The organism is Verrucomicrobiales bacterium (assembly GCA_016793885.1).
Lineage (GTDB): Bacteria > Verrucomicrobiota > Verrucomicrobiia > Limisphaerales > UBA11320 > UBA11320.
On the sequence record JAEUHE010000032.1, the window covers coordinates 58,240 to 82,758 of the forward strand.

Annotated in this window: 22 protein-coding genes; 6 read left to right on the top strand and 16 right to left on the bottom strand. The window is 60.7% G+C overall.

The genetic code is table 11. The features are described from left to right. Positions 1 to 2 precede the first annotated feature (2 nt). The 10 genes from JNN07_04285 to JNN07_04330 form a co-directional block, all read right to left on the bottom strand. Positions 3 to 803, bottom strand: a complete 801-nt coding sequence (locus tag JNN07_04285; protein MBL9166937.1) for an RDD family protein — start codon at positions 801 to 803, stop codon at positions 3 to 5. 15 nt (positions 804 to 818) lie between these two features. Next, entirely contained in the window at positions 819 to 1,895 is a 1,077-nt protein-coding gene (locus JNN07_04290; GenBank protein ID MBL9166938.1) for a stage II sporulation protein M, read from the bottom strand. Next, the gene (locus tag JNN07_04295) at positions 1,892 to 3,283 is read right to left on the bottom strand and encodes a DUF58 domain-containing protein (GenBank protein MBL9166939.1); all 1,392 of its coding nucleotides are present in this window, start codon (positions 3,281 to 3,283) and stop codon (positions 1,892 to 1,894) included. Before JNN07_04295 ends, JNN07_04290 begins: the two co-directional genes overlap by 4 nt. Beyond that, entirely contained in the window at positions 3,280 to 4,239 is a 960-nt protein-coding gene (locus tag JNN07_04300) for a MoxR family ATPase (GenBank protein MBL9166940.1), read from the bottom strand. Before JNN07_04300 ends, JNN07_04295 begins: the two co-directional genes overlap by 4 nt. After that, positions 4,229 to 5,491, bottom strand: a complete 1,263-nt coding sequence (locus JNN07_04305) for a DUF4350 domain-containing protein (GenBank protein ID MBL9166941.1) — start codon at positions 5,489 to 5,491, stop codon at positions 4,229 to 4,231. Before JNN07_04305 ends, JNN07_04300 begins: the two co-directional genes overlap by 11 nt. Next, complete coding sequence (locus JNN07_04310; protein MBL9166942.1) at positions 5,488 to 7,152, bottom strand: DUF4129 domain-containing protein; 1,665 nt, start codon at positions 7,150 to 7,152, stop codon at positions 5,488 to 5,490. The genes JNN07_04305 and JNN07_04310 overlap by 4 nt, the downstream gene beginning before the upstream one ends. A gap of 64 nt (positions 7,153 to 7,216) precedes the next feature. Next, positions 7,217 to 8,341 (bottom strand): hypothetical protein, encoded by a 1,125-nt coding sequence (locus JNN07_04315; protein ID MBL9166943.1) that lies wholly within the window; start codon positions 8,339 to 8,341, stop codon positions 7,217 to 7,219. A gap of 72 nt (positions 8,342 to 8,413) precedes the next feature. Beyond that, positions 8,414 to 8,905 (bottom strand): nucleoside deaminase, encoded by a 492-nt coding sequence (locus JNN07_04320; protein ID MBL9166944.1) that lies wholly within the window; start codon positions 8,903 to 8,905, stop codon positions 8,414 to 8,416. Positions 8,906 to 8,926: 21 nt separating this feature from the next. Then, the gene (locus JNN07_04325) at positions 8,927 to 9,478 is read right to left on the bottom strand and encodes an NUDIX domain-containing protein (protein ID MBL9166945.1); all 552 of its coding nucleotides are present in this window, start codon (positions 9,476 to 9,478) and stop codon (positions 8,927 to 8,929) included. Beyond that, positions 9,468 to 10,805, bottom strand: a complete 1,338-nt coding sequence (locus JNN07_04330; protein ID MBL9166946.1) for a PQQ-binding-like beta-propeller repeat protein — start codon at positions 10,803 to 10,805, stop codon at positions 9,468 to 9,470. The genes JNN07_04325 and JNN07_04330 overlap by 11 nt, the downstream gene beginning before the upstream one ends. 130 nt (positions 10,806 to 10,935) lie before the next feature. On the opposite strand from JNN07_04330, the gene JNN07_04335 reads away from it, so the two are divergent. Then, positions 10,936 to 11,349, top strand: coding sequence for a rhodanese-like domain-containing protein (locus tag JNN07_04335; GenBank protein ID MBL9166947.1), 414 nt, complete (start codon positions 10,936 to 10,938; stop codon positions 11,347 to 11,349). Between the two features lie 23 nt (positions 11,350 to 11,372). On the opposite strand, the gene JNN07_04340 is transcribed toward JNN07_04335, so the two are convergent. Next, positions 11,373 to 11,867, bottom strand: a complete 495-nt coding sequence (locus JNN07_04340; protein ID MBL9166948.1) for a hypothetical protein — start codon at positions 11,865 to 11,867, stop codon at positions 11,373 to 11,375. An 8-nt stretch (positions 11,868 to 11,875) separates the two neighbouring features. Continuing rightward, complete coding sequence (locus JNN07_04345; GenBank protein MBL9166949.1) at positions 11,876 to 12,244, bottom strand: sulfurtransferase; 369 nt, start codon at positions 12,242 to 12,244, stop codon at positions 11,876 to 11,878. 359 nt (positions 12,245 to 12,603) lie between these two features. On the opposite strand from JNN07_04345, the gene JNN07_04350 reads away from it, so the two are divergent. The 5 genes from JNN07_04350 (at position 12,604) to JNN07_04370 (ending at position 16,576) form a co-directional block, all read left to right on the top strand. Further along, positions 12,604 to 12,930, top strand: coding sequence for a hypothetical protein (locus JNN07_04350; GenBank protein ID MBL9166950.1), 327 nt, complete (start codon positions 12,604 to 12,606; stop codon positions 12,928 to 12,930). Positions 12,931 to 13,156: 226 nt separating this feature from the next. Further along, positions 13,157 to 14,221 (top strand): polyprenyl synthetase family protein, encoded by a 1,065-nt coding sequence (locus JNN07_04355; protein ID MBL9166951.1) that lies wholly within the window; start codon positions 13,157 to 13,159, stop codon positions 14,219 to 14,221. Continuing rightward, complete coding sequence (locus tag JNN07_04360) at positions 14,218 to 14,865, top strand: sigma-70 family RNA polymerase sigma factor (GenBank protein MBL9166952.1); 648 nt, start codon at positions 14,218 to 14,220, stop codon at positions 14,863 to 14,865. Before JNN07_04355 ends, JNN07_04360 begins: the two co-directional genes overlap by 4 nt. A gap of 16 nt (positions 14,866 to 14,881) precedes the next feature. Beyond that, the gene (locus JNN07_04365; protein MBL9166953.1) at positions 14,882 to 15,334 is read left to right on the top strand and encodes a hypothetical protein; all 453 of its coding nucleotides are present in this window, start codon (positions 14,882 to 14,884) and stop codon (positions 15,332 to 15,334) included. A 33-nt stretch (positions 15,335 to 15,367) separates the two neighbouring features. Continuing rightward, complete coding sequence (locus tag JNN07_04370) at positions 15,368 to 16,576, top strand: hypothetical protein (GenBank protein MBL9166954.1); 1,209 nt, start codon at positions 15,368 to 15,370, stop codon at positions 16,574 to 16,576. A 352-nt stretch (positions 16,577 to 16,928) separates the two neighbouring features. On the opposite strand, the gene JNN07_04375 is transcribed toward JNN07_04370, so the two are convergent. From JNN07_04375 to JNN07_04390, 4 genes are all read right to left on the bottom strand, one after another. Next, a complete protein-coding gene (locus tag JNN07_04375) occupies positions 16,929 to 18,128 on the bottom strand; it encodes a hypothetical protein (GenBank protein MBL9166955.1) in 1,200 nt (399 codons plus the stop codon). 306 nt (positions 18,129 to 18,434) lie between these two features. Next, positions 18,435 to 19,193 carry an exodeoxyribonuclease III gene (xth, locus tag JNN07_04380; protein ID MBL9166956.1) on the bottom strand — a complete coding sequence of 253 codons (759 nt, stop codon included), beginning with the start codon at positions 19,191 to 19,193 and terminating at the stop codon, positions 18,435 to 18,437. Next, the gene (locus JNN07_04385) at positions 19,190 to 19,921 is read right to left on the bottom strand and encodes an alpha/beta fold hydrolase (GenBank protein ID MBL9166957.1); all 732 of its coding nucleotides are present in this window, start codon (positions 19,919 to 19,921) and stop codon (positions 19,190 to 19,192) included. The genes xth and JNN07_04385 overlap by 4 nt, the downstream gene beginning before the upstream one ends. A gap of 60 nt (positions 19,922 to 19,981) precedes the next feature. Then, positions 19,982 to 24,349 carry a hypothetical protein gene (locus JNN07_04390; protein MBL9166958.1) on the bottom strand — a complete coding sequence of 1,456 codons (4,368 nt, stop codon included), beginning with the start codon at positions 24,347 to 24,349 and terminating at the stop codon, positions 19,982 to 19,984. Between the last annotated feature and the right edge of the window lie 170 nt (positions 24,350 to 24,519).

Sequence of the window (24,519 nt, forward strand, 5' to 3'; positions counted from 1 at the left end):
GCTCACAAAAGAGGATCCGCCGCCTCCCGTCGAGAACTTCCGGGCTGGCTCTGCGAACGGTACAGCACATCGATCACATTGCGCAGGTATTGCTCGTCTGGAAGGCTCTCCGACACCTCCGGCGGGAATGGAAGGATCGATCGAAAATAGTTCGCGATCTGATGAAAGACCTCAACGCGAGCCTCTGGAGCCAGGTCCTCCCGACGCAGGATGGCTTGCAGCGCGAGTGCAGCCTCGGGCGCCGAGACCTTCTGTCGCAGCCGCCCGACCAGGTGGGGATATTTTCGGAACGAGTTAAACTTGCCGCTAAGCAACTGGTCGATGTCCGGCTCCAGCAACACCGGAATCCGAATCACCACCGTGCCGGCTGCCAGATCGCCCAATCGCTGGTTCAGAGGATTGCTAAGCGCGGTGATCCCTCCCACCAGATAACCCGCCGGAAGCACATCCACAAACCGCAGCAGGTTCCGCAGCACCACCTGCCCCAGGCTCAGCCGCAATCCCTCCGCATCCACCACCCTCAATCTCAGCAGACGCTTGCCAACGGTTTGGCCGCGCCAGACCCATTCGGATCCGATCCGATATCCAATATTGATGACGAAGAGCCCGATGACAGTGAACGCCTGAGCCAGTTCCGGGCTGATCCAGCCCAGCAGGCCTGCCAGGGAGCTCAGCACCATCATGGCCGCGAACACCACCACGCAATCGACCAGCCAGGCCAGAAACCGCGCCCCTGGTCCGGCCAGCGCTTGGGAAAAGACCAAACCTTCCGGGGTTCGTATTTGTAGAACCTGTTGCTTCATTGCGGTTTCAACATCTCAAGGTCGCCGAGGCGCACGAGGTCCCTCAAACGCCTGGGCTTTGCCCCGGCCCACACCACCAACAACGCCAGAACGACGTCCCAGATACACCGTCAGCAGGATCAATTCCGTCACCCCGAAGGCGATCTTCAGGGCGTAGGGGATGGCCGGCTCATGAAACTGCGAAAAAAATGCCTCCACGATTCCCGCCCAAACCAGGAGCAAAGCAACGCCTCCAATCAGGGTGACCAGATCCGGTGTGATGCGACGAAACCGTCGCCGCAACGTCTCTCGACTCCCCCAACCGATAAGCGCACCCGCCAAAGCCAAACCGGCTTGGCCTCCCATCAGGATGGCCGGTATCTCCACGGCTCCATGGGGCAGAAGCCACCCCAGTAGGAACTCGGTCTCGCCCGCCAGAATGTAGTCCAGCCCCACCACTCCCAGGACCACTCCGTTGTGAAACAACAAAACCAGGGTCCCAACACCATAGGTCATGCCCAATGCCATTGCCTTGATCGAGACGCCGATGTTGTTTTGCATGAGAAAGGCCGAAAAAGCCGCCATGCGCGCCGGTGATGCCGTAACGGAATCAGCCCCCGCTCCCCCGACAACCGCCTCCTCGCGGGCAACGCGATCCCGGGGATCCGCTTGGTGGTTCGCGAACATGGCCGGAAGGAGCATCTCCTTGGCTTCGGGATCCAGCCAAACCCCGATCCCTCCCAGCATGGCTCCGACCACCGTGACCCCCAACGAAATCCAGAACGCGCGAAGATGCGTTTGAAACGCCAGTGGCAAGGAGACGGAGAACCAATGCCAAAACTGAAACCGGCGGCCTCGACCTCGCGTTTCGTGAATCTCACCATAGGCGCGAGCGACCAAGCTCTCCAGATACCGCCGTAGCTCTGGCTCCGCAGCAAAAGTCACCAACTTGACCAGATCAGCGGACGCACGCTCATACAACAGGTGGAACCGCCGCACCTCATTGAACTCGAGTCGATGATGGGGCGACTGCTCCATCCTCGTCAGCAAAGCTTCGAGCTCACGCCAGGCAGGACGTTCGGCCTCCATGAACTTCTGCAGATCGATGATCATAGCATCTGACGCCGCTTCACGCTCAGGTAGTTTTCAACCAAGTCCGCAGCCAAGCGACCGGGGTCCACCAGGTTTGACCTCACTCCCAAGCGCTCCAGCCGGATCGCATGAGCACGCCAGTCGGCCCACCGCAGATGTCCTCCCAGATGCTCATACACCTCGTCCAGATGAGTCACTGCGGGCGAACTGAACAACGGACGCAACTCCGGGGAGCGAGGCATGGAGACGAGCAGGAGATGCTGTCGCGACACCAACTCCGCATGCTTCACAAAGGATTCAGCGATCAGTGGATCCTCCAGCACGGTCAGGTAGAGGAGCAAGGCGCGACGTCGCAAGCGCAGGCGCAGGAAGGCTCCTAACTCATCGTAGTCCGGGCTCACCTCCCGAGTAGATACACGAAGCAGCGCATCGCGGCACACTTGGTAGTGGGCGCTGCCATTCCCCGCCCGGACGAATCGCTCGACTCGATCAGCAAACACCGTCAGCCCGAACAGATCTCCTTGCCGCTCGGCGATTTGGCCTAGCAGCAAGGCCGCCGAAATCATGCTCTCCAAAACCGGCTCCTCGTGCGCGGCCTCCGCCTCCGTTCCCCGGTCGCCGGCCGTAGACGCCAGGCAACGCCCGCTGAGACGCGAGGCGTCCAGGATCACGTAGACCTCCTGAGTGCGCTCCACCTGAAAAACCTTGGTGACCGGATGCCCCCGCTTGGCGGTTGCTTTCCAGTGAATGTCGTCAAAGCCGTCCCCCGGGACATATTCCCGGAGCTTCTCAAATTCCCGCCCCTTTCCTACCTGACGCTGCGCCCGGAACCCCACGTTGTCTCGGCTCAGGAAGAGCGCAGCCAACGTGGCCTGGTCGCGGCGCAGATCAGGGTAAGCACAGAGGTCGCTTTGAATCGGCCGATCGCTCCTGTAATCCCAGAACCCCAACGGGGAAACGATCCCGAGCCGCACCGATCCCAGGCGAAATTGGCCGCGCCGTCGGGGAATCCCCTCAAACTGCACGGTCACGCGCGCGTCCGATGATGGAAGGCTGACGCTCCTCACTTCCCCTTCGGCAGGCTCGACTTCAGGCGGCCACGCCAGTGCCGCCCGCACCTGAACGGCTGACACCGCTCCGCTTTGCATGGTGAGCGCGACAGCCGTCCGGCGACCTCGCACTCCGCGGATTCGCGGTGGAACATCCAGTCGGATGAAGTCCAGCTTTCCCCAGACCAACACTAGATCCACCAGCGCCAGAACCATTACCGCCCCCTGGATACCCAAAGCCCAACGCAACCATTCTGGGTCGGCCACCACCAGGAAGGCAGCCGGCACAGCTATTCCCCCCACCGCTAGCAGGAGCGGAGCCCGAGGAACAATCCAAGAAGCTGTCGCAGCCGGTTTCATCGAGGCACGGGAATCTCCTGCAGGATGCGGTCGACCACTTCCGCAGCTGTCGTGCCTTCAATCTCAAACTCCGGACGCAGGATCAGCCGGTGCTCCAGCACCGGTTTCGCCAGTTCTTTAATGTCATCGGGAGTGACGAAGTCACGTCCCGCCAAGGCCGCGGCTGAGCGGCTGGCCCACAGCAGGCTCTGCGTGGCGCGCGGGCCGCCCCCGACCAGCACCGCTTCGTTCTCGCGGGTAGCCCGCACAATATCCACCAGATACGCCACCAATTCCTCCCGCACGGTCAACTGCTGGAGCAGCGGGCGCATCTCGTTGAGTTCAGCTTCCGTAAGCACGGGCTGGATCACCCCGCCGAGCAGAACCGCCTCGGGGGAAGACGAACCGAGGAGGCTCTTCGCGAGCAACAGCTCATCCGCTCGACCCGGCACGCCCATGGCAATCTTGAGCATGAACCGATCCTTCTGCGCCTCGGGCAGCGGGTAGGTCCCCTCATACTCCACCGGGTTCTGCGTGGCAAACACGGTAAAATTGGGCGACAGCGCATGAGTGTCGCGATCGATCGTAACCGCCCGTTCTTGCATGGCTTGCAGCAGCGCAGATTGAGTCTTCGCCGGTGCACGATTGATTTCGTCCGCAAGCAAGAACGAGGTGAAAACCGGCCCTTTGATCAGGCTGAACTCGTTTCGCTGCAGGTTGAACACATTCGTGCCCGTGATATCGGAGGGCATGAGATCAGGGGTGAACTGCACGCGGGAAAATGGACATCCCAGCACCTGAGCAAGGGTCCTGACCAGGAGCGTCTTGGCCACCCCGGGCACACCCTCGATCAAAGCATGCTGACCGGCGAAGATCACGATCAGCGCCTGGTCGATCACGTGGGCTTGGCCGATGATCACCTTCGCGACCTCCTGTCGCGCGCGAGCCATGGTTTCTTTGAGTCGATCAATGGTCATTTGAGGAGAGGGACTGGGGTGGAGTGGGTTTTAGAGCGGGACGCGAGTCCGAGAGAACGGCGGAAATCTCCTGATAGACCCGGACGGGATCCGGACGAGCACCGACGGCCAGGTTCTCACGATCGATGATTTCTTGAACGCGGACGAGCCGAGCCGAAGGGACGCTTCGTCCGCCAAAACGCGAGTGCCGCCATTCCTTCAGGCAGAGGGCAAGCAATTCGCCCGGAGCGATGTTCCGTCGGAGGAGCCCGACGAAGCCACCGCTCATGCTTCGACCGCGAATGGATGCCTGGGCCTCGCCGGATTCCTCCCGTCGGGGCTCAAAGCTGGACGCGCCTCGCCACACCAAAAGAGCAGCCAGAGCACCGAGCGTGAAGAAGGGCAGCTCGAGCCGATAACGCCGAGCCAAGGAGGCCGTTCCCGGGGCTTCCAGAACCCCCAGGTGTGCCTCATCGAAAACCACGTGGCGGGCGGATCCGATCAGCCAGGCGAGAAAGTCAGACGCCGGACTCGAGCGGAGTCCTTCATTGCTAAACAGGTATGAATCGGCGCACACCACCACCGTGCCCAAGCCCAGCGGCCGCTCAAGCGCCACCGTGTTGGTGCCCAGCGCCAACACCGGCGTCCAGTCCGCATGAGTCGAGACGAGCTGGCCCCGACTGCGCCACGCGACAGGGCGGAAGGAGGCATTCGCCACCACGCCAGTAGCTACCAGACTCAGGCGCAAAGAATTGGTGTTGTCCGCGGCGGCGGCGGCGCGAGCTTCAAACTGCCAGCGACTTCGCAGGTCAAGCAACCCGGCCTCGCCCCTCATTCCCGTCGTTGGAGGCTGAGCCGACCCCGGTCCACCCGCGGGGATCGCGCTCGAAGCCCCCAGTTGGCTCGAGGGTTCGAAATCACCCGCGTGCAACGCCAGCACGAGTCGGCCTCCTGACTGAACGAATTTCTCCAAGGCCAAGACTTCCTGGGCATCCGTCCGCAGATCCGCTAGCGGCAAGCCTAGCAGAAACAGCGTGGCGGAGGCCCCGGAGGGCAACCGCTTTGCGCTCTGCACATGACGTTCCACCTCCAGGTTCGGCAGGTCCTGGAGACTGTCGTGGAGGGCTTTGGCACCCAGCGGATCGGATCGGAGGGTCGAATAGGGAGGATACATGTCTCCGACCCCGAATCGCCATTCGAACAGCCGCGCCATCAGGAGAGTGAAGGTTCCTAGAACCAGCACCGATAGCAAAACGAGGGGCAGCCGACTCATGAATTCGCCCCCCGGAGCGCTTCGCTGCGCTGGGCGAATCCGTTCAGCAACTGAGGATCCACCGGGTGGTTGCCATACCAGACACGCTCAAAGCTCTCCACCTGTTCGGTCAGCGCTTGATGGAGCATGGGCAGGGCATGCGCCTTCCGCTGCAAATCACGGACATAGTCGCGATTGGATTTGAAGGCCGCCAGGCTGATCAGGTTGCGATGAGCCAAATGGGCCAGACCGGCGAAGTGGAAAGCCCGCATCGCCAGCCGAAGCTCGCCCCGGGCCACCAACTCGTGCGCCAACGCCAACCATCCTTCCTGGGGAAGCTGGCTGGCCTGCACCCGCTCATCGGTGAGGTCCACCACCGCGGGACCGGCATCGCCGGAAACGGCGGCGCTCGCCGGACGCGACCTGCGCCGCCACACCCGCCAGCCCAACACGCCCAGAACGAGGATCAGGCCCAGCACCGCCACCCAGGCCAGCAACCGAAACGGTGACAGCCAATCCATCGTGACTCTGGATCCCGCCGGGGCGGCAGGCGGGGTGCCCAAGAACTTCTTGATCGCGGCTTCGATGCGGTCGGCCAGACCACGAATAGCCTCCCCAAACCGTTTCATGCCCCGCTCGAGGCCAGACCAGAACTGCGCCCAAAACCCTTCCTGCTTCAGGTCCCTCGCCGGCGCGCCCTCGAAATCGCGAGGCAAGCGCCAGACATATTCTCGTTGGGCGAGCGTCGACTGAATGGCCTGATCCAGCTGCTGCGGATTGATCTGCCGAGCAGCCTCGGGCGGAGCTGATTGGCCTGCGGCAACCGCTGCCAACGACGCTCCGAAGAACAGCCATCCGGCCAGGCACAGGGTTCGGCCCCGCTGAAACGCGCGCAGTGCCACCAGCAGATCCTCGCCATTGCGGGTAGACTCCCCATACAGACTCCTCAGCACATAGACCGCCTTGGCTAGCGGATCGAGCAGGAGCAGAGTCAGGCCAAAGACACTTGCCAGCAGGGTGGAGTTAAGTGAACTCCAGGGACTCCGAGTCAGGGCCGATTCCACTCCCGTCAGCATCTTGAGCAGTTGTGGCACGGCAAAGCTCAAGGCCAGGAGATTGAAGAAAACCACCAGAGCGAAGAGGGATAACAGCCCGAGTAACGCGTGATTTTGAACCGGCCACAGCAAGGTAAGCCGCCACGCGCGAGCCAGGGACTGCCGGGGAGTTGAATCCGGGGAGGCCGCCAGCACCGTGAGCGACTGAAAAAATGGCACTACCCATCCCGCCGGCAGGGTGAGAACCGCGGCGAGTGGAATCAGGAAGAGGCCGAACGGCTGCAGTCCGACGGTGAGCGTGGCGGCCGTCAGGCATCGCCGGAAGGTCCATCCTTGGGGAGGCAGGCCCCGCGCCAGCGAGCCGAGTTGATCCGCCAGCCGGATCTGGGCCGACTTCGCAACCAGGAACAGCACGAGCATCAGGGCGGCTGACTCCACCACGTGATCCCGGGCAAAGGGGCTGGTGCTCAGATCCGACCACACGTACAAAGCGGCCACCAAGAACGGGAGAGTTCCCGAGAGATACCAAAGCCAGCTGCTCCAACGTAGCTGACGCAATAACATGAACGCCTCCTCGATGAGTCCGAGGGCGGGCTGGCCGTCCGTTACCAGTAAGCGACGTTTCATGCCGTGCGCGCTCCAAGCGCAGGCAAGTGTTCCTGCCTCCGGGGCCAAAGCTCAAACCTAAACTTTATGGTCTCAGGTCGGGCGGCGTCGGATCAGCCGCGGGTTCCGCCGGTTTCTCGGACGCAGGCAACTCGACCGTCTCCCCCAAATCGGTGATGCGAAGCTTGATTCGCTGGTTCAAAGGCACTTGAAGCCGGATGGCCGGGGGCGCATTCGTATCAACCGAATCCTTCGGACGCGCTCTGCGCTGCGTCACCACCGTCATCAGGTTCAAGTCCGTGATCGCTTGAACTGGAAGGCGCTGGTCCGGATCGAACCAAATCTTCGAAGTCAGGGTTCCCTTCTCCAGGGCCGATGACCCACGGATAATCCGATTGGAACGCCCTGCCAACCGCCCGGTGGGCGGAACCACCTCGCCCGCCATGTCCAGCCGAGCGCATCGCCGGCCCTGATTGTCCTGCCATCCACGAAAGGTGCAGGTCCCCTTGAAAAGTACGCTGCCCACCGTTCCCGCGTTCAGCAAGCGCTCCACCGGCCAGGATTCGCCAACCCGCACCGAATTGGTCGGAAGGTAGTCCAACTCCAGAAAGGGCCTGAAAAACTGAGGATTGAACAACCGCCGAACCAGGCTCACCCCCATGACCTTGCTCCCGCTGTCGAGAGTTTTGCTGCTCGGCGTGTTGGTCTCGATCTCCGCCGCCCCGACCGACCCGTCGGGGGCAATCCGATATCGCCAACGGGACCCCACCAGCTTGTCCAAGGCTTCCGTCGTACGCTGATCATCCTCGAGCATCGCGACCTTGCTGCGCGTGTCATAGTGAATGAGGGGGATATCCTCCCGAATGAGCTGGAACATCAACCCGTTGAGACTCAACGAAAGGGACTGCGGCCTCGCCCCGGGATCCCCCAGAACCGCCGTATCAAAATCCAGTCGAAAGGTGATGTCTCGATCGAAGTCCTCGTCGGTGTTTCGGTTTCGCACCTGAGTGCTCTGCTCAAGCAACAGCGTCACATCATAGTGATGCTTCGGCTTCCACTCAGCGCGAAGTTCGACCGCAGCATCGGCAGTGGACCCTGTGATCCTCGGCTCTTTGACCGGCCCCGAAAGAGGATCCCGCCGATCGCAGCCAGCCAACAGAACGCACAGCAGGGATGCCCGTATCGCCCAAGCCTGAAATGGTGGTTTCATGTCAATTCGACCGCTTCCCTTCCCAAGACACTCACCGAGGGAGACAGGTTACAACCGATCGGGAGAACCCGATCACTTCGACGGGGTCTTGCTGCGCTGCTCAGCAAAGAAACTCTTCAGCATCTCCCGGCTCTCCTGCTCCCGGATCCCCGGCGTGATTTCACACCGATGATTCAGCGTCGGGAACTGGAGGATGTTCATAGCCCCTCCCGCCGCCCCACCTTTGGGATCGCCTAAGCCGAACACGACCCGCTCCAACCGGGCATGCACAATCGCCCCGGCACACATCGGACATGGCTCCTTGCTCACGTACAGGGTGCAATCCGTGAGCCGCCAGTCGCCCACCGACTGCTGCGCTTGGGTCAACACCAACATCTCCGCGTGAGCGGTGGCATCCTTCAGCAACTCCACCTGATTGTAGGCCCGGGCGATGATCCTCCCCCCCCGCACGATCACCGCTCCGATCGGGACCTCCTCCTGAGCATAGGCCCGCGCGGCCTGGCGAAGCGCCTCGCCCATGAAGTAATGGTCGCTCTGTAAATCGATGATCGGTTCGTCAAACATGGCCAACAACGAGATGGCAACCTAGCAGGTCCGGGGTGCTGACGGAAGCAGACTTTCCTCGATCGTCCAGACCGCTGCGCCAGCCTCCTGACACCGACAATGCGCGGCGAAAAAGCCCCCGCGATGCTTCCAGAACAGCGGCCAGATCTGGTCCCGGTCAGTATCCGGAACCGCCAGTCCATTCAACTCTGCTCGTGAGAAAAAAGCGAACCGTCCTTCCCGATGCGGCGGGGGAACCCGATCCAGCCGCGCTGTGACCTCAAACAAGAACATCAGCCAATGCGCCTGTCCCTGATAGCCCGACTCGCTCACGATCCCCGTCAGCCGCAGCTGGGAAGGCACCACTGACATCCCCATCTCTTCCGCCGCTTCCCGGCAGGCACACTGATGCGGAGACTCCCCCACGCCCGTCTTGAGCTTCCCGCCGCACGGACTCCACAGCCCCAAATTCGGCTCCTGGGCGCGCTCCAAAAGCAGCACCCTATCCTGGGAGTCGAAGACGTATAAAAGCGTGGAGATTTTGTGAGCTAGCGCCCTCTCCACCACCTGCCCGCTGATCAGCTCATTTCCCAAAACAGTAGAGCTGCTGAGTGGTTCGGACCAAGACCTTGCCGTCGACCACCACGATCGAGGATCGCACCTGGTCGTCACCCAGCTCGGTCTTGCTGAGAATCTTGAATTCGTCCCCGGCCGACAAAACCACCACGGTCCCACGCTCGCTCAGCAGGTAGATCTTGCCATCGGCCCCGGTGGGAGAGGACCAAACCGTTTCGCTCACGCCCAGGCTGCCGCTCCAATACTTCTCGCCGGTCTTCGGGTTGAAGCAGGCCAAGGTCTTCTTCGCGCCATCGGCCACATACAACCGCCCCTGATATACCAGCGGAGTACTCCAATCGGTATGCCCCTCCTTGGAAGTCCAGGCGACGTGTGTCGCTGTCACATTGCCCTGCCCCCCTTCCTTGACTCCTACCAACGGCTGACCCTTCGGGCCACTGGCGAAAACCAGCCCCTCAGCCGACACGGCTGACGGCACGATGCGGTACCAATCGTCGCGCTTCTCGTAGAGTCGGGCACGCCAAAACTCGTCGCCTGTCTTGGGATCGTGTCCGCTCAGATGATCGCCTCCCACCAGGACGATTTCACGACGTGCTGCGCCTTCGTGCGGGAAGGGCGTCGTGTACGACTCCTGGGATTCCTTGGTGGAGTCCGTGGCTCGGACATGACGCCACAGGTCTTTGCCCGTGGTCGGATCAATGCACAAGAGATAGGACTCCCGCGCTTCCCGGTCGTCGAGGGCGTGGGTGTAGTCGTTGGGTCGAGGATTGCGCTGAAGCACCTGCACATACAGGCGGCCGTCATAGAGCAACGGACTCGATCCATAAATCCACATGATGGCGAATTTGCCATAGTCCTTGCCGAGATTGCGGGACCAGAGAGGCTTGCCCTCCACATCAAAGGCCGCCAGATCCCCGGTCCCGTAAAGCGCGAACACGTGCTTTCCATCCGTTACAGGTGAAGGGGAGGCAGTGTTGTTGCGTTGTCCGGAGAACGAGCCGATCCCCGAGGATCGTTCCCACAGTTTTTCGCCGGTCTTTAGGTTCAGACAGAGCAGCATCAAATTGCGGCTGGCATCGAGGCTGGAAACGAACACGCGGTCTCCCACCACAACGGGGGTCGCGCCACTCACCCCCGGCATCGGGGCTTTCCACACCAGATTGCTATCGAGCTTCAGCTCACTCGGCAGCCCCTTCGCGGACGACGCTCCGTTAAAGGAAGGACCGCGCCACTGGGGCCAGTCCGCCGCATTCAGGAGCAGCCCCCCGCAGAGCACCCAGGCGAGGCCCGAGCAGGCTAAACCGGTTGGGAAACATCGTCCGATCCAATTGCCGTTCGTGTTCATAGACATAGTATAACGTGGGTCGCCCGATTAAACCGGTCATAGCCGGGAACACAAGGGGCTTTCTTCTGTCCCGCCAACTCAGCTCAGGTTTTCACTGGCCAGCGGGAACCACATACAGTAAGCCTCTGGAATGTCCACGACCTTCACATCACTTCTGGCCGCCCTGCTCATGATGTCGCACCTGCCCGCCAGCTGGGCGGCCGACGCGGGAGCATCCGATGCCAAGTCACGCAAAATCCAGACCGAGGAGTTCGACCGGCTGCGAACCAAGCCCAACTACCTCATCTTGGACGTACGAACTCCGGAAGAATTCAAAGCCGGTCATGTGAAAGATGCAATCAACCTGAACATCCAGGACCCGGCTTTCGCGCAGAAAGTAAGTGTCCTGGATCGCAGCAAAACCTACCTCATCCACTGCGCTCGGGGCGGCCGCAGCGCCAAGGCAACGGATCAACTGCTGAAAGCAGGACTTACCAATGTCCTGGATTTCACCGGCGGATTTGAAGCCTGGAAAAAGGCCGGCAAACCGGTGACCAAGGAGTAGACTCCAGTCAATGGGAGGGACTGCTAGGGCTTTGAACCGAGGGTGACGAGGACCTTCAGCTTTCTGGGCGCAAAGCAGGTGGACCCCTTGCACGCTTGATAGGTCAAAACCCCCGGCAGGGATACGGGCAGGGTCGCCCCGGCGGTTATCTTGATGGGCACCAGCACTTCGAAAGTGCCTTCGTAAACCTTCATCGGTTTGGGCAGTCCTTCGATGCGCTCCTCCTTGCCCGCCGGATATTTGGGCGGAGAAACCACCAGGCCCGGCACTGGGTCGAACTTGAGAACCGCCGGAATGAAGTTGGGTTCGGATGGAACCGCCGCCTGGGTGTGATAGCCTTCATCCACCACAAACTGAATCACCGCCGTCACTTCCCCGCCCGGCTTTACGTCCCCCTTGATGGCGATAGACTTCACGCTAACCGCTTCACCGGGACGCTTCTGGGCCTGTGCAGGTATCGAAAGGGACACCCACAGTGCAGTGATCGCCCAAAGTGCCGCTAAAGATCTTTTCATCATAGTTTGATTTATTTCGCCATCGGCCACTGACCTTGCACCAAGGCTTTGTATCCACCGATCAGCGAGGACACGCGTCGATACCCCATTCGCTGCGCGACATCGGCAGTTAAAATAGAACGATAACCACCGCCGCAATACATGATGATCTCCGTGTCCGGATCAGGTATCTGCTTTTCGAGGTCTCGCTCCAGAACCCCCTTGCCCAGATGCGCCGCCTGCTGTGCATGGCCAGCCAGCCATTCGCCATCTTCCCTCACATCCAAAAGCACCGCCCGAGGATTGGCGGCGAGCATCAACTTGGCTTGATCTAGCGTGACCTCGCGCACCCGGGGCCGGGCCTCGTTGACCACTTTGAGAAATCCAGGTGAATGATCCATGCACGCAACCTAAGCCGTCCTTTCAACCCAGGAAAGCGGAATTTGGTCCGCACCAGGATTACCGAGGGCGCAGATACTCTTGACACCCACCGACCCCGCATGCGATACAGCGCACGTCAAATAACCAAATGACATGAGACACAACGTAACCCATTCGAAAATGCGCCTGCCTCAAGGCGAAGTCCGGCTGATGAGCTGGATTTCCTGCCGGGCAGCAGCGGCATCCGTGGAGGGCAACCACTAGGTCATCGAAAAAAAGACTTTAGAAAACCCCACGAATGCCGACGCATCGTGGGGTTTTTGATTTTAAACCGAAAGAATGGTCCTTTCGGTCGCGTAAGAAACCAAAGGAAAAGAAAATGAGTGCTAAACGAGATCGCAAGACTCCGGGCCCACGACGCCCAGGAGTGGTGCCACTGCCCGAGCGGGCAGAGCAACTGGGTAAGCTAAAGGATCAAATGCTGGGCGGCATGCTGTCCAAAACATCGGATCCCGCCCTGCAGGCCCGTTACCGCTGGGCGGCTGAGGATGCTGCCGCACTGGCGTTTGTGACGCCTTGGCCGAACTTGTTCTTCCCGGTGCTCTTTGCCGAGAAGGCCACGGAAGCCCAGCTTCGGGCGAAGCGGCAGAGTCGCATTAAGCTGCAGTGCGATGCCGACCCATCGGACAAGAACGACAGCGGATAGGCCCGTCTCCCAAGCCTGACGGTCCATTGTGTCTCACCGCAGCATCGCTCGCCAACAGACACGGTGACCTCAGCACCGGGGACTTCTGCCCTTCCTTCCAGGGGAGGGCCAGGAGTCCCCGGTTTTATTTGTACCCGCAAAAGCCGGCTCACCCGAGGGGGTTGGAACGAAAGGTATAGTTCCACGAGGTTGACTTGGTTTTACCCGACACCTAGATTGTCTCCCAATGATGGGTGTTCGCACCAAAACACGCCCTGCCGGGTCTGTGGTTCCCAGCTACGATGGTTCCGAGGCCTGGCGGCGAATTGTCGGTCCAGTAGACGGCTTTATCAAAGCCGCAGTGGATCGCTTAGAGCTTCAAATTCAACAGTTTGAGCCTGAAATAAAGGAATACATTGGCTATGCTCTGAAGGGCCAAGGAAAACATTTGCGTCCAGTTCTCGTTGCTTTGAGCGGAAATGCCACTCGCGCTGTCAATGATGGGCATATTTCGGCGGCCGTCATCGTGGAAATGGTTCACCTGGCGACGCTGGTGCACGACGACGTGATGGACGAAGCACAATTAAGACGAGCCAGGCCAACTCTGGCGGCGCAATGGGGGGGACACCTGGCGGTTTTGGTCGGAGATTGCCTCTTTGCGCATGCCCTCAAGCTGGCCTCCCAATACCCCACCCCGGAAGTCTGCCGCACGGTGGCGGGGTCCACCAACACGGTTTGCTCGGGGGAAATCCTGCAAGACCGCAACGCGGGCAACCTCAACCTCACTCCGGCCGAGTATTTTCGAGTCCTGAGGATGAAAACCGGCGAGCTATTCGCTCTCTCCGCCGAGTTAGGGGGGATTCTCAGCGACGCCCCGGTGCATCAACGCGAGGCCCTGCGCCGCTACGGCATGGCCTTGGGCACCGCTTACCAAGTCTACGACGACTGCCTGGATCTGTTTGGGACCGAGGAAGAGGCAGGAAAGACGCTGGGCAGCGATCTGGCCAAGGGCAAAGTCACTCTCCCGCTCTTGCTCTTGATGGAGCGATCGCAAGGCAGCGAACTGCAAGAACTCCGCGCCTGCCTCGCGGATTGGGAACCGCAGGACCTGCCCCGGCTGCAACAACTGCTGGATCAATACCAGACCTTCGAAGGATCGGCCAAGGTCGTGAAAGATCTCCTGGACGAATCTCGGCTCGCCCTGACCGAGCTTCCCGCTTCTCCGAGCAGGGATAGCCTCCACGAGTTAACGGATTTTCTCGCTGCGCAAATGACGAGCCTGGGTGATTCACCTCGCGCCTCGGCAGTATGAGCACTCTCATTGTGGCTGCCGAACCTGAGCCTTCCAGCCGGCCCAAATCCGACGAGTCCACGCGCGCCGAGGCGAACCAGGAGGACGCGCTGTTGGTAAAGCAAGTGCTGGCTGGCAAAACCTCCGCCTACGAGGACTTAGTCCGAAAGCACCAGCAGCGGATCTATGCCACGCTGTATCACATGACGGCCAATCATGAGGATGCTACCGACCTAACCCAGGAAACCTTCATCAAGGCCTACCAGGCCCTGGCCTCTTTCAAGGGAGACTCCAGCTTCTACACCTGGGTCTATCGCATCGCTGTCAATAAAACGCTTAACTACCTCAAACAGAGGAAGCAACGCACCTTTATGAGCCTGAACGACCTGGATGTACAGGTCGAAAATGATCCCGAGCTGGTGGCCCTGGTTCACGATAAAACCCCGCGACGCGACGCCGGGCTCAACGAGATCCAAGAAAGATTGAACGAGGCCCTCCTCAAGTTGTCGGATACCCACAGAATGGTGGTGACTCTGCATGATATTCAGGGGCTGCCCCATGAAGAAATCGCTCGGATGATGGAGTGCAATGTCGGGACGGTTCGCTCGCGCTTGTTTTATGCGCGCCAGCAACTCCAGGCCTGGCTTGCGGATCTGCTCGAGTAACCAGTAGAGGATTGTTGTGAACGATCAATCGAATACCGACCACGTCGAATTGGAGGACCCGGAGTTTGATCCCTTGCGGCGCCTGCTCGCCCTCAAGCGCCACGAGACACCCCCGCCCGGGTTCTTTGACCAACTTCCCCAGCGAATCATGGCCCAGATCGAGGTGCCCACTCAAAGTCGCTGGGAGCAACTTCTCGACGACTTGCTGGCGGTCAGGTGGGTGCAACGGGTTGCCGCTTTCGGCATGGCTGCACTCGTAGGTGGACTCTTCGTGACCGCCGTAAGCCACTCGGAAACCGGGATTCAGCCCGCCGGCGCTACCCACCTCGGTGGCTCGCTGCCCGCTCGCCTCCCCGCCGGGATGGTCGATCGCACTGGGGTCCCTACCTTCACACCGGCCAATCTGAATAATTCGCTGGACATGAGCCTGCAGCCCATTCCTACATCGTCCCGAGCGCTGGTGCCCTAGTTGGGGTATAGTAGGCGCTAGGTGACGATGAACATGGACCTCTTGCGCAAATCTGTCTGGATCTGGATTCTTGGCGGCTGCCTCCTGATCTTCCCGCTGCTCTCTTGGGGAGCCAGTTCCTCAACTCGCCCCGCGGGTGCCACCGGCACTGCGAAATCTTCCTCGCCACCAGGGGTCGAACTCGCTCAAACCCTCTCGACCATCACCGGAATCGCCATCTCACCGCTGCTGGGGGTGGGAGCCATTGGCTGCTGGCACTATTTTAAATGCCCCTCCGGTCAACGCCACTCGCTCTCCTGGTATGCCCAACCCTGGTTCTGGTTCCCGGCTCTGATCCTGGTAGGATTGCTCGCTGCCAAAGACGTCGCCGGCACTGCCCTGCCCCCGGGATTGAAGAAACCGGTCGATGTAGCCGAAGCGATCGAGAACAAAATTAGCGGCCTGGTCGCGACCGGTGCCATCGTGCCGTTGATGAGCGTCATGCTCGCATCCGCCGCCCCTCAAGCCCAAGGAGTCCTGGCCGGCACCGGCCTTGCCTGGATCGATGCCAGCGACCTGCTTCAGATTGTGGCCACTCCTTTCGCCCTGGCAGCCTATGCGGTGGTCTGGATGACCGCTCACGCGATCCACGTGCTGATTCTGCTCAGTCCTTGGGGCGTCGTGGACGCCATCCTCAAAGGGTTTCGAACCGCCCTCCTCTCGGCACTGGCCGGCATTGCCACCATTAATCCCTGGTGGGGGGCTACCTTCTCGGTGATCTTGATCGTCGTCTCCTATTTCCTCGCTGGCTGGTCGTTCCGCCTCACCGTGCAGGGATGGGTCTTCTGCTGGGACTTCATCACTCTCCGACGCCTTCGCTTCGAACCTCAAGGTCAAGGCAGCGAGGAGTGGGCGTTCGCCGCGAATCGGATCGGATCCACCCCGATCCGAACCTACGGACGACTCGTCAAACGCCCGGACGGCCAACTGGAATTCCGTTACCGTCCCTGGCTGTTCTTGCCCGAAAAAACTGAACTGCTGGAAGGACCGGACCTCAACATCGGTCGCGCATTTATTCACCCGACCCTAGAGTCGTACCAAGATGGGGAGGGTCAAACGATCCTCAACTTTCCTCCACGTTATCGAAGCCACGAGGATGCCCTGGCTCGCAACTATGGGTTAAATGTGACTGAGATCGGGGTGTTGGGCGGCCTGAAGTGGATAGGTCGCTCTCTCAAACAATTGCTGGGCCTGGCAACCTAAAGTCGCGCGGGCTGCGCCCGCTCGCACGCGCGATCTCACATCGGTGCCGCCTCCGCCTGAAGGCGGAACTCCGTTCGGGGGCCGAGGCCTTGGGGTATGGAGTTCCTGCTTTAGCAGGTCCCCGCGCGCGATCTCATATCGGTGCCGCCTCCGCCTGAAGGCGGAACTCCGTACGGGGACCGAGGCCTTGGGGTATGGAGTTCCTGCTTTAGCAGGTGCCCGCGCGCGATCTCACTTCGGTGCCCCGTCCGCCTGAAGGCGGAACTCCGTACGGGGGACTGAGGCCTTGGGGTATGGAGTTCCTGCTTTAGCAGGTCCCCGCGCACGATCTCACTTCGGTGCCCCGTCCGCCCTACCAGCGCTCGAAAAGAATCGGGTAGTTGTTGAGGCTTGCAGAGAGCTTACGGCCGTCTATATCCGCGGTGAAGTCCTGCATCTTATCATCCCCAATCGGGTAGTTCAGAGTGTACTTCCCTCCACCTTGAGACTTCCAAGTTCCTTCCAACCGGGTCTGGGTTCCGCCCGGCGGCAGTCGCAGAACGATCAGCTTTCCATCCGGAGTCGCCATCATCTGCGCGCCCGTGACCCGGCTGTTCAGAATTCCCAGCATCTTGTTCACTTCCAATCCGCTCATGCGTCGCAGCTTCTTGTTCTCAGCAACGGTGCCGGCTAAGTTGAAATCCCAACGGCCTAAAATTTTCTCGCTGTCGTATTTCTCCGACTTGCCGGTCCGGACATACTCCGTGACATCGGTCAGGTCATACTCCACCGCCGCCAAGGCCCGTTCCGCAATCGGCCATTCCGTCATGAATTTGTTCAGCTTGGCGTTGTCGTAGATCTCCCCGATGGTCGGAGCTTTGATCAAAAACTCCTGCAACGCCACATCCGTACTAATATTCTGAAACTCCGGCCGCTCGGAGAGCGCGATGAAAGCAGGATAGGTGGCCAGGCGGCTTTGAACCAAGGGTTGATGAAACCACTCGGCGGCCACATCGACGAGACCGTAATACAGGGGCGTCGCCGGGATGTAGTAACCTACCACCTTCGACATGCCTCCGGACTGCAGGGACCGGGCCAAACCATTGAGAGAATTCTGCACAAACCCGTCCCGCTGAGGCCCGCGAGAAAACTGCACCGAGGCGTAACCAATTCCCAAGCCCGCAATGGAGATGAAAATAAAATAGAGGAGCGCGTTCACGATCCCCAAGGCCGGCCCGGTCCTCTGGTTGAGTCGCTCAAAGAGCAGCCGCTGGGTGTCGGAGGCATCGTATTTGAAATACTTGTCCAGCATGGGCTGAATGCCGCGGGCAATAGACTTGCCAACAACTTCAATCAGTAAGAAGGCAAGTAAGGCGCCCAGCACAATCTGCACCCCCGGATGCGAAACACCCAGAATCGGGGCCACCTTAGCGCCCAACGCCGTCAGCGGTTTTAAAAAGAAGAGCCCAAGCAGTAGAAAAATGGTGGTGATACCGACCCGGACGGCCCCGACGTAAAATCCCACCGTGGCGCAACCGGCGATCAAGAGAAGAGCAATGGACCAAGCGAGCATGGGGGAAGCCTACCGAAAACCCAACGGAGGCTGCACTAAGAAAATGCAACTGAACTGGGGTGACATCCGTCCCCGAAGGTTCCCCCCCTTGCGCGCAGCGGGCCTGAATGTCTCTCACAAAGGCGCAAAGGTCACGAAGCTCCCAAGCCAAACAACACCGACCAGAGCCGGAGAAGAGAGGAAAAGAAATGAACCGGGTCCTTCCGGCTCCTCGGTCCCTGTCGGGAAAGCTTTGTGAGCTTCGTGCCTTCGTGTAATACGTTCGGCCGTCCCCTGCGCGCGTGCCCGACGAGCCGACATCCCCGCTCAACTCACCTCAATCCCGACCGGGCAATGATCTGATCCCATCACGTGAGGCAGGATAAAGGCGTTCCGAAGCGCCGGACGCAAACGATGGGAGATGCCAAAGTAGTCAATGCGCCACCCCACGTTCCTGGCTCGGACTCCCGGCATCATGCTCCACCACGTGTAGTGGCCCGGTCCCTTTTCAAACTCCCGAAACGAGTCCACAAAACCCGCCTCCAGCAAACGATCGAACTGGCCCCGCTCCTCCGCCGTAAACCCCGCGTTCCGAGTGTTGGACTTGGGATTCGCCAAATCAATTTCCCGATGCGCCACGTTCAGGTCCCCGCAGAACATCACCGGCTTCTTCTTTTCCAGTCGAGTCAGATAGCGCCGAAACTCCGGGTCCCATTGCTCCGTCCGATAGGTCAACCGCGTTAACTCTCTCTGGGAATTCGGAGTGTACACATTCACCAGATAGAAATCAGGATACTCCGCCGTGATGACCCGGCCCTCGCCGTCATGCTCAGGGTTCCGAATCCCGTTCACCACCGACAAGGGCTTCGCTTTCGAGAGAATCAACGTGCCGGAATAACCGGGCTTCTCCGCCCAATTCCAGAAAGTGTGATAGCCGGCAGCGAAAAACAAGTCGGTCACCTGCTCCGGACGCGCCTTGGTCTCCTGGAGGCAGATGACATCGGCCTGGACCTGCTCCACGAACTGAGCAAACCCCTTACCCAACGCCGCCCGAATCCCGTTTACATTCCACGAGATCAGCTTCAAGCGTCAAAACGGGCTGAAATCCAATCAGAAACCAGCGTCACCATCGTGCCCAAATGCGTCCCGGCGAACACATGATTGGATCCCGGGATCTCCACCATTTTCGTGGTCGTAGCATTCGCTTGCGCGAGGATGTCGCGGCTGTCCTGGATCGGAACCACATCATCCTCGGTTCCATGAACCAGCAGCCAGGGAACTTGAATCTTCGCACCCCGACCCACCAGTGTGTCGATCTGTGCCAAGTCCTTCATGTAGGCGGACGACAGCGGACAGCTAGGTTCATCCCACATGCACCCTTGATCCGGCGTCACGTTGCCGAATTCTCGCTGGGCAAAGGCGGCGGTGTGAACCATGCCGGCCAGGGAGACCAAGAAGCGAATCCGCGGGTCCTGACTGGCGCGGGCAACTCCGACGGCCCCACCCATGCTGTGCCCCACATAGGCAACCGTCCACGTTGGCAGAGCATCTAGAATACTGCCCAAGTCCCCTGTTTCCTTCGTAATGGTGGCATCCACGAAACGCCCGCCCGAGGCACCGTTCCCGGCAAAGCTAAACCGAAGGGTGGGAATTCCCGCCACCGCCAACCCTTCAGCCAGCGCCTGGATGAAAGGTCGATCCTTGTTGCCGGTGACCCCGTGGCCGATCACCACGATCTTCTTCAGATCGGGACGGCCCGGATGGAACGTATAATCCAGCTTCTCGCCTTGAGCATTCTTGATCTCGCCAAACATGGCCGGAAGGGATGCCCGAATGCTGGAAGAGAGTCAATCTTCAACCGAGAAGCCGCCCCATCAACGCGCGCCACCCAGACGTTCGTAATACTTTTTCACCTTCTCGGTATACTGCGCGGGAACCGGATCGCGATCAATCGGGACCCGATTCTCCTGCGACTCGCGGCGCGCCAAGTCGTCCGAAACCTGCTGCCTCACCTCCGCCAAGGGATCGATGATCTTCGCCTTCACCAGGTCCCATTGCGGATCCTTGGCGTGTTTCTTGTATTCCACCCGAAACCGGCGGGCCTGCTCGCGAACCTGCGCCACCCGAGCCCTCAAGGCCGGATCATCAATCATTTCTTCCACATCCCGAAGGCGATCCGCCCAGGCACCGGCATCCTCGCTGGTAATCGGACCGGAAAAAGCCGATTCGCTGGGACGGTTGAAAAGATCCTCGAGCCCGCGCCGATTCGGATTGCTGCGCTCGCCGCCCGCTCCCCCCTGCCCCTGTTGCCCCGCCCGCTGAGCCATGCGGCCCGGATTGGGTCCCTGCTGAGCAGGATCGGGATTGGGTTCCGAAGAACTGGCAGGTTGTCCTCGCCCCTGGCCGGGTGCTTGGCCGCGCTGACCCGGCGCCTGCCCCGGCTGACGGCCTTGGCCGCCCTGCCCGGGTGTCTGCCCCTGCGCATTAGCCTGCTCTTGCCTCTGCCCAGCCTGAGGTCGCTGGCCAGCCTGCTGCCCCCGCTCACCTCGCTGACCTGCTTGCCCCTGCTGACCTCGCCCCTGTCCCTGGCCCTGTTGTCCCTGGCCTTGCTGTCCTTGCCCCTGTTGACCCGGAGCTTGCGCCTGCTGGTCTTCACCCTGTTGGCCCTGCTGACCCTGCTGACCCTGCTGACCTTGTTGGCCTTGTTGGCCTTGTTGGCCTTGTTGGCCTTGTTGGCCTTGTTGGCCCTGTTGGCGCTGACCCTGTCGCGCCTGCTGGTTGCGTTGGCCTCGTTGACCTGGTTGGCCGGCCTGGCTGGGCGTACTCGGAGAGCCTTGATCAGCTGCTTGTTGGTCGCCGGCATCACCCCCCGCTTGAGCGGAATCGGGCTGCGCATTGGGATCCCGTGAATCCGATCGAGCTTGGCCAGCCTGGCCGCGTCGGACGGAATTAGTGCTCGCGGCGGCTCCCGCTCGGGCGTTCCGCGCCTGCTGGCTCACACGCCCGGGCGCGTTGGTCCGGGATGCGCTGGCGGCAGCGGCCGTACTGTCGTTGCCTGCGTCCCTGTCAGAGGGCTCATCACCGCCCGCATCCGCAGGATCACCTTCCTGGGGAGACGAGGCTGCCTGCCCCGCTTGGCCAGCCTGCGCCGGACGCCCGGACTGGGCCTGACCTTGAGCGCGTCGCTGCGGATTGTTCCCGGCACGCGAGCTTCCCGGAGTAGGTTGTCCGGATGACGCCGATGAGTCCTGGCCTTCCTGGCCTTGCTCCTCCGCCGATTCCTGGTCACCCGCGGCCTGCGCCATCTCTTGTTCCGCCTGAGTTTTTAAGGCGTCCAACTCTTTACGCGCCTGACGCAGCGCTTCGGTGTCGTCTCCCAAAATACGCTCGGCAGCCCGCTCAACACCCCGCTTGAGTTCATCCAGGGAGCTGCGCGCCTGCTGGCTGGCCTGGTTCGCCTGCGGGGTAAAACCCCGACGAAGCATCTCCGAACTCATCTCGAGCTGCTTCTCCGTCTTGTCTTGATCCGCCTTTCGCAGGGCATCGTAAAGATTGCGCGAGAGCAGCGGCTCCGACGCCTCCGCTTGCTCACTCATCTGCCGCATTTGCTGGAGAAGATTCGTCAGCGCATTCCTCTGGGTCGACAGCTGTTGGGCAATCTGCTCCTTGGGCTCGGAGTCGCTGAGGATCTTCCGCTTCGGCTGGGCAAGGTTCTGCAGATCCTCTCCGATTTTCTCCTGTTGCTGAGACAGCTGGCGTGCCTCGCTCCGCAACTTTTTCAGGTCATCCGCAAATTGGTTCGCGGTCTTCTTGCGGAAATCTTCCTTGGCTTGCTGGAGATTCTGCTGGGCGCGGGTGCCCTCGGCCAATGCCTGGCTGGGAGCGCCCTTCTCCATGGCCTCGGCGGCGCGCTGCATCTCGCCACGGGTCTGTTCCAACTGCTGCTTCGCCTCAGCCACGCTCGCCGGATCCGCTGATTTTTCCAGCTTCTGCTGCAGCTCATCCACGTCCGCGAGCATTTGCTGCTGCTCTTCGCGAAGTCGCTTCAGCCGCCGTCGCAGCTCCTCCCGCTCCTCCTCGGTCTGGGCGGCCTGGAGGGCGGACTGCACCTCCTTGAGCTGCTGGTTCAAATCCTGCTGCCGCTGGGCCAGCTCCTTGAGGCGATTCAGGACCTGCAGCTGCTCGCGCTGCTGCGGGTTTTGCTCCGGAGCCGCCTGCTTCTGGGTCTCGTAGCGGTCCTCCTCCTTCTGCATCTCCAACTGATCGAGCTGATTCTGCAACTGACTGCTGGAGGCCTGCTGGCCTTGGCTACGACTCCGGCTTCGGCTCACTTGGAACTCTCGTGCTTGTAAGCGTAGCAACCCCTGAAACGCGGCCTGTTCCGCATCGAGGGCCGGCGTTAACGGCTTGGTGGAAGGTTCATCCGCCGCCTGGCTCAATGCGGCCACCGCCTTGCGCATGTCCTCAATCACGCCCTCGAGAATTACCTTCGACTTGGGATCTTCGGTCTTCTCCTTGGCCGCTTCCACCATCTCCATGGCACTCTCCTGGGATTGCTTCACAACGTCGGTGTCCTTGGCGAACGGACCCAGGGCCTGCCCCGCCTCGCGACGCTGTAGCTTAAAGGTGGCACCGATAATCTGCTTCTGCATCTCCATCAACTTCTGGCTTTCTTGCTGGCCGGGCGGCGGCTGAGACTCACCCTCCCCGCCCGCACCTTCCGCCTTTCGGAAAATCTCCTCAAAGGGGCGCACCTCCGCAAAATAGAGGTCGCTCGTGGTTCGACGTGGTTTACCGTCCGGACCGATATCATCCGCCCAGACATACCAGGAAACCAGACTGCCCGGCTCGAGCTTCAGCTCCTCGAGTCGCAACGCATAAACCAATGAGTGCTTCTGATTGGGTACCGGATTCGTCGAAACCCCGAGAACCTTCTCGGCCGATCCCGGAAGCCCATAACTCAGCCCATAAGCCACCACCCCAAAATCATCCCAAACTTCAGCCGCAAAGGAGAGCTCCTCCAACGGGGATACCCGCTGATCTCCCCGCGGAGAGGCGATCTTCAGCTCCGGACGCCGGTTCGACAGGGCTTCAAAGACAAACTGGGTCACGACCCGATTCGTGCGGCCCTGAAGATCCACCAGCCGCAAATCGTAGGTCCCGTTGGTCAGGAGCGCGAACTGCCGCAGTTGTGCCTGCGCCGCATTCGTCAAGGTCACCAGGCTCAATTCCGACCGATCGCGTCCGATCAGCTGAGCCAAACCCACCGGCTTGTTCAGGAAGAGATCAAAATCAACCCGCGAACCTTCGACCGCGCTGACCCGACGCGTATCCGGAACCTGCTTCGGTGGGATCTGGGTGTACGAAGGGAACGTGATGCGAGCATCAGCCCGCTCCAGCTTGGGATACTCGAACACCGAAACCTTGAAGGCCGGGCTCTTCTTCACTCCATACTCAATATGATACACGAGATCCGAAGTCACTTCCGTCATGGTCGTGGCGAAAACCGGATCATCGAGGCTCTTCGTAAGCGGGATCCGACGCGGCGCGGGAACCACGCCGTTGGTTCCGGGGGTCTGAGGGGTCACCACCAGCGAAACCTCGGGAGGAAGCGAACCGTCGAACCGCGCCAGAATGGCGAGCGGCGATCCCTTCTCGATCTCCGTGTTCCCCGGCGTCACCGTCAACGCACCCACCGTCACCGATCCCGGAAGCCCCGCCCCTGACGAGCCCTTGCCACCCTTGGGCGCGCGCAGACTGCCGAGCAGCATGGCCAGCAGCACCAAGCTGGCCAAGTGCAGGGCCGAGGCACGCCACATCTGTCCGGAAGGAACCGTCTCCAGCCAGGAATGACGCCGGCTCTCATACACCGCCTGCTGAATGACCCGCTCTTGAAGAAAATGGTACTCGCCGGTGGTAGGGTCAGGATGCTGCTCGATGGCGGTGAGCAAGAGAGAGTGGAGCTGCGGATTCTGGGATTCGATCCGACGCGCGACCTCCCGGTAATCGGGATGCCATTGGGAAGTCCGACGCCAGATCAGAAAGCCGGCCAATCCCACCCCAGCCAGCCACCAGAGAATCAGGTTCCCGGCCGGCATGCCGCCGCGACGTTCGAGCCACAGCAACAGCAAGCCCACCGCTGCACCTAGCCCCCAGCAAACCGAGAGCTGCGTCCATAGCCGATAGCGGCGTATCCGGCGGGCGACCGGTTCCAATTGCCTCTGGAGAAAGGGTTCGATCATGATATCCCTCGGGGGACTCCTAAGCTTCTAGCCTGAAACCCGCGAAAAGCAAGCTGTGGTTCCAGGTCAGGCGTCAGTTCTGAATCGTTTCCCGTAAGAGGTTACCCCCAATCTCGTAGAGGAGTGTGTAATCGTTACGGGATAAGCCCTCTGTTGTGCATGGGGTAGAC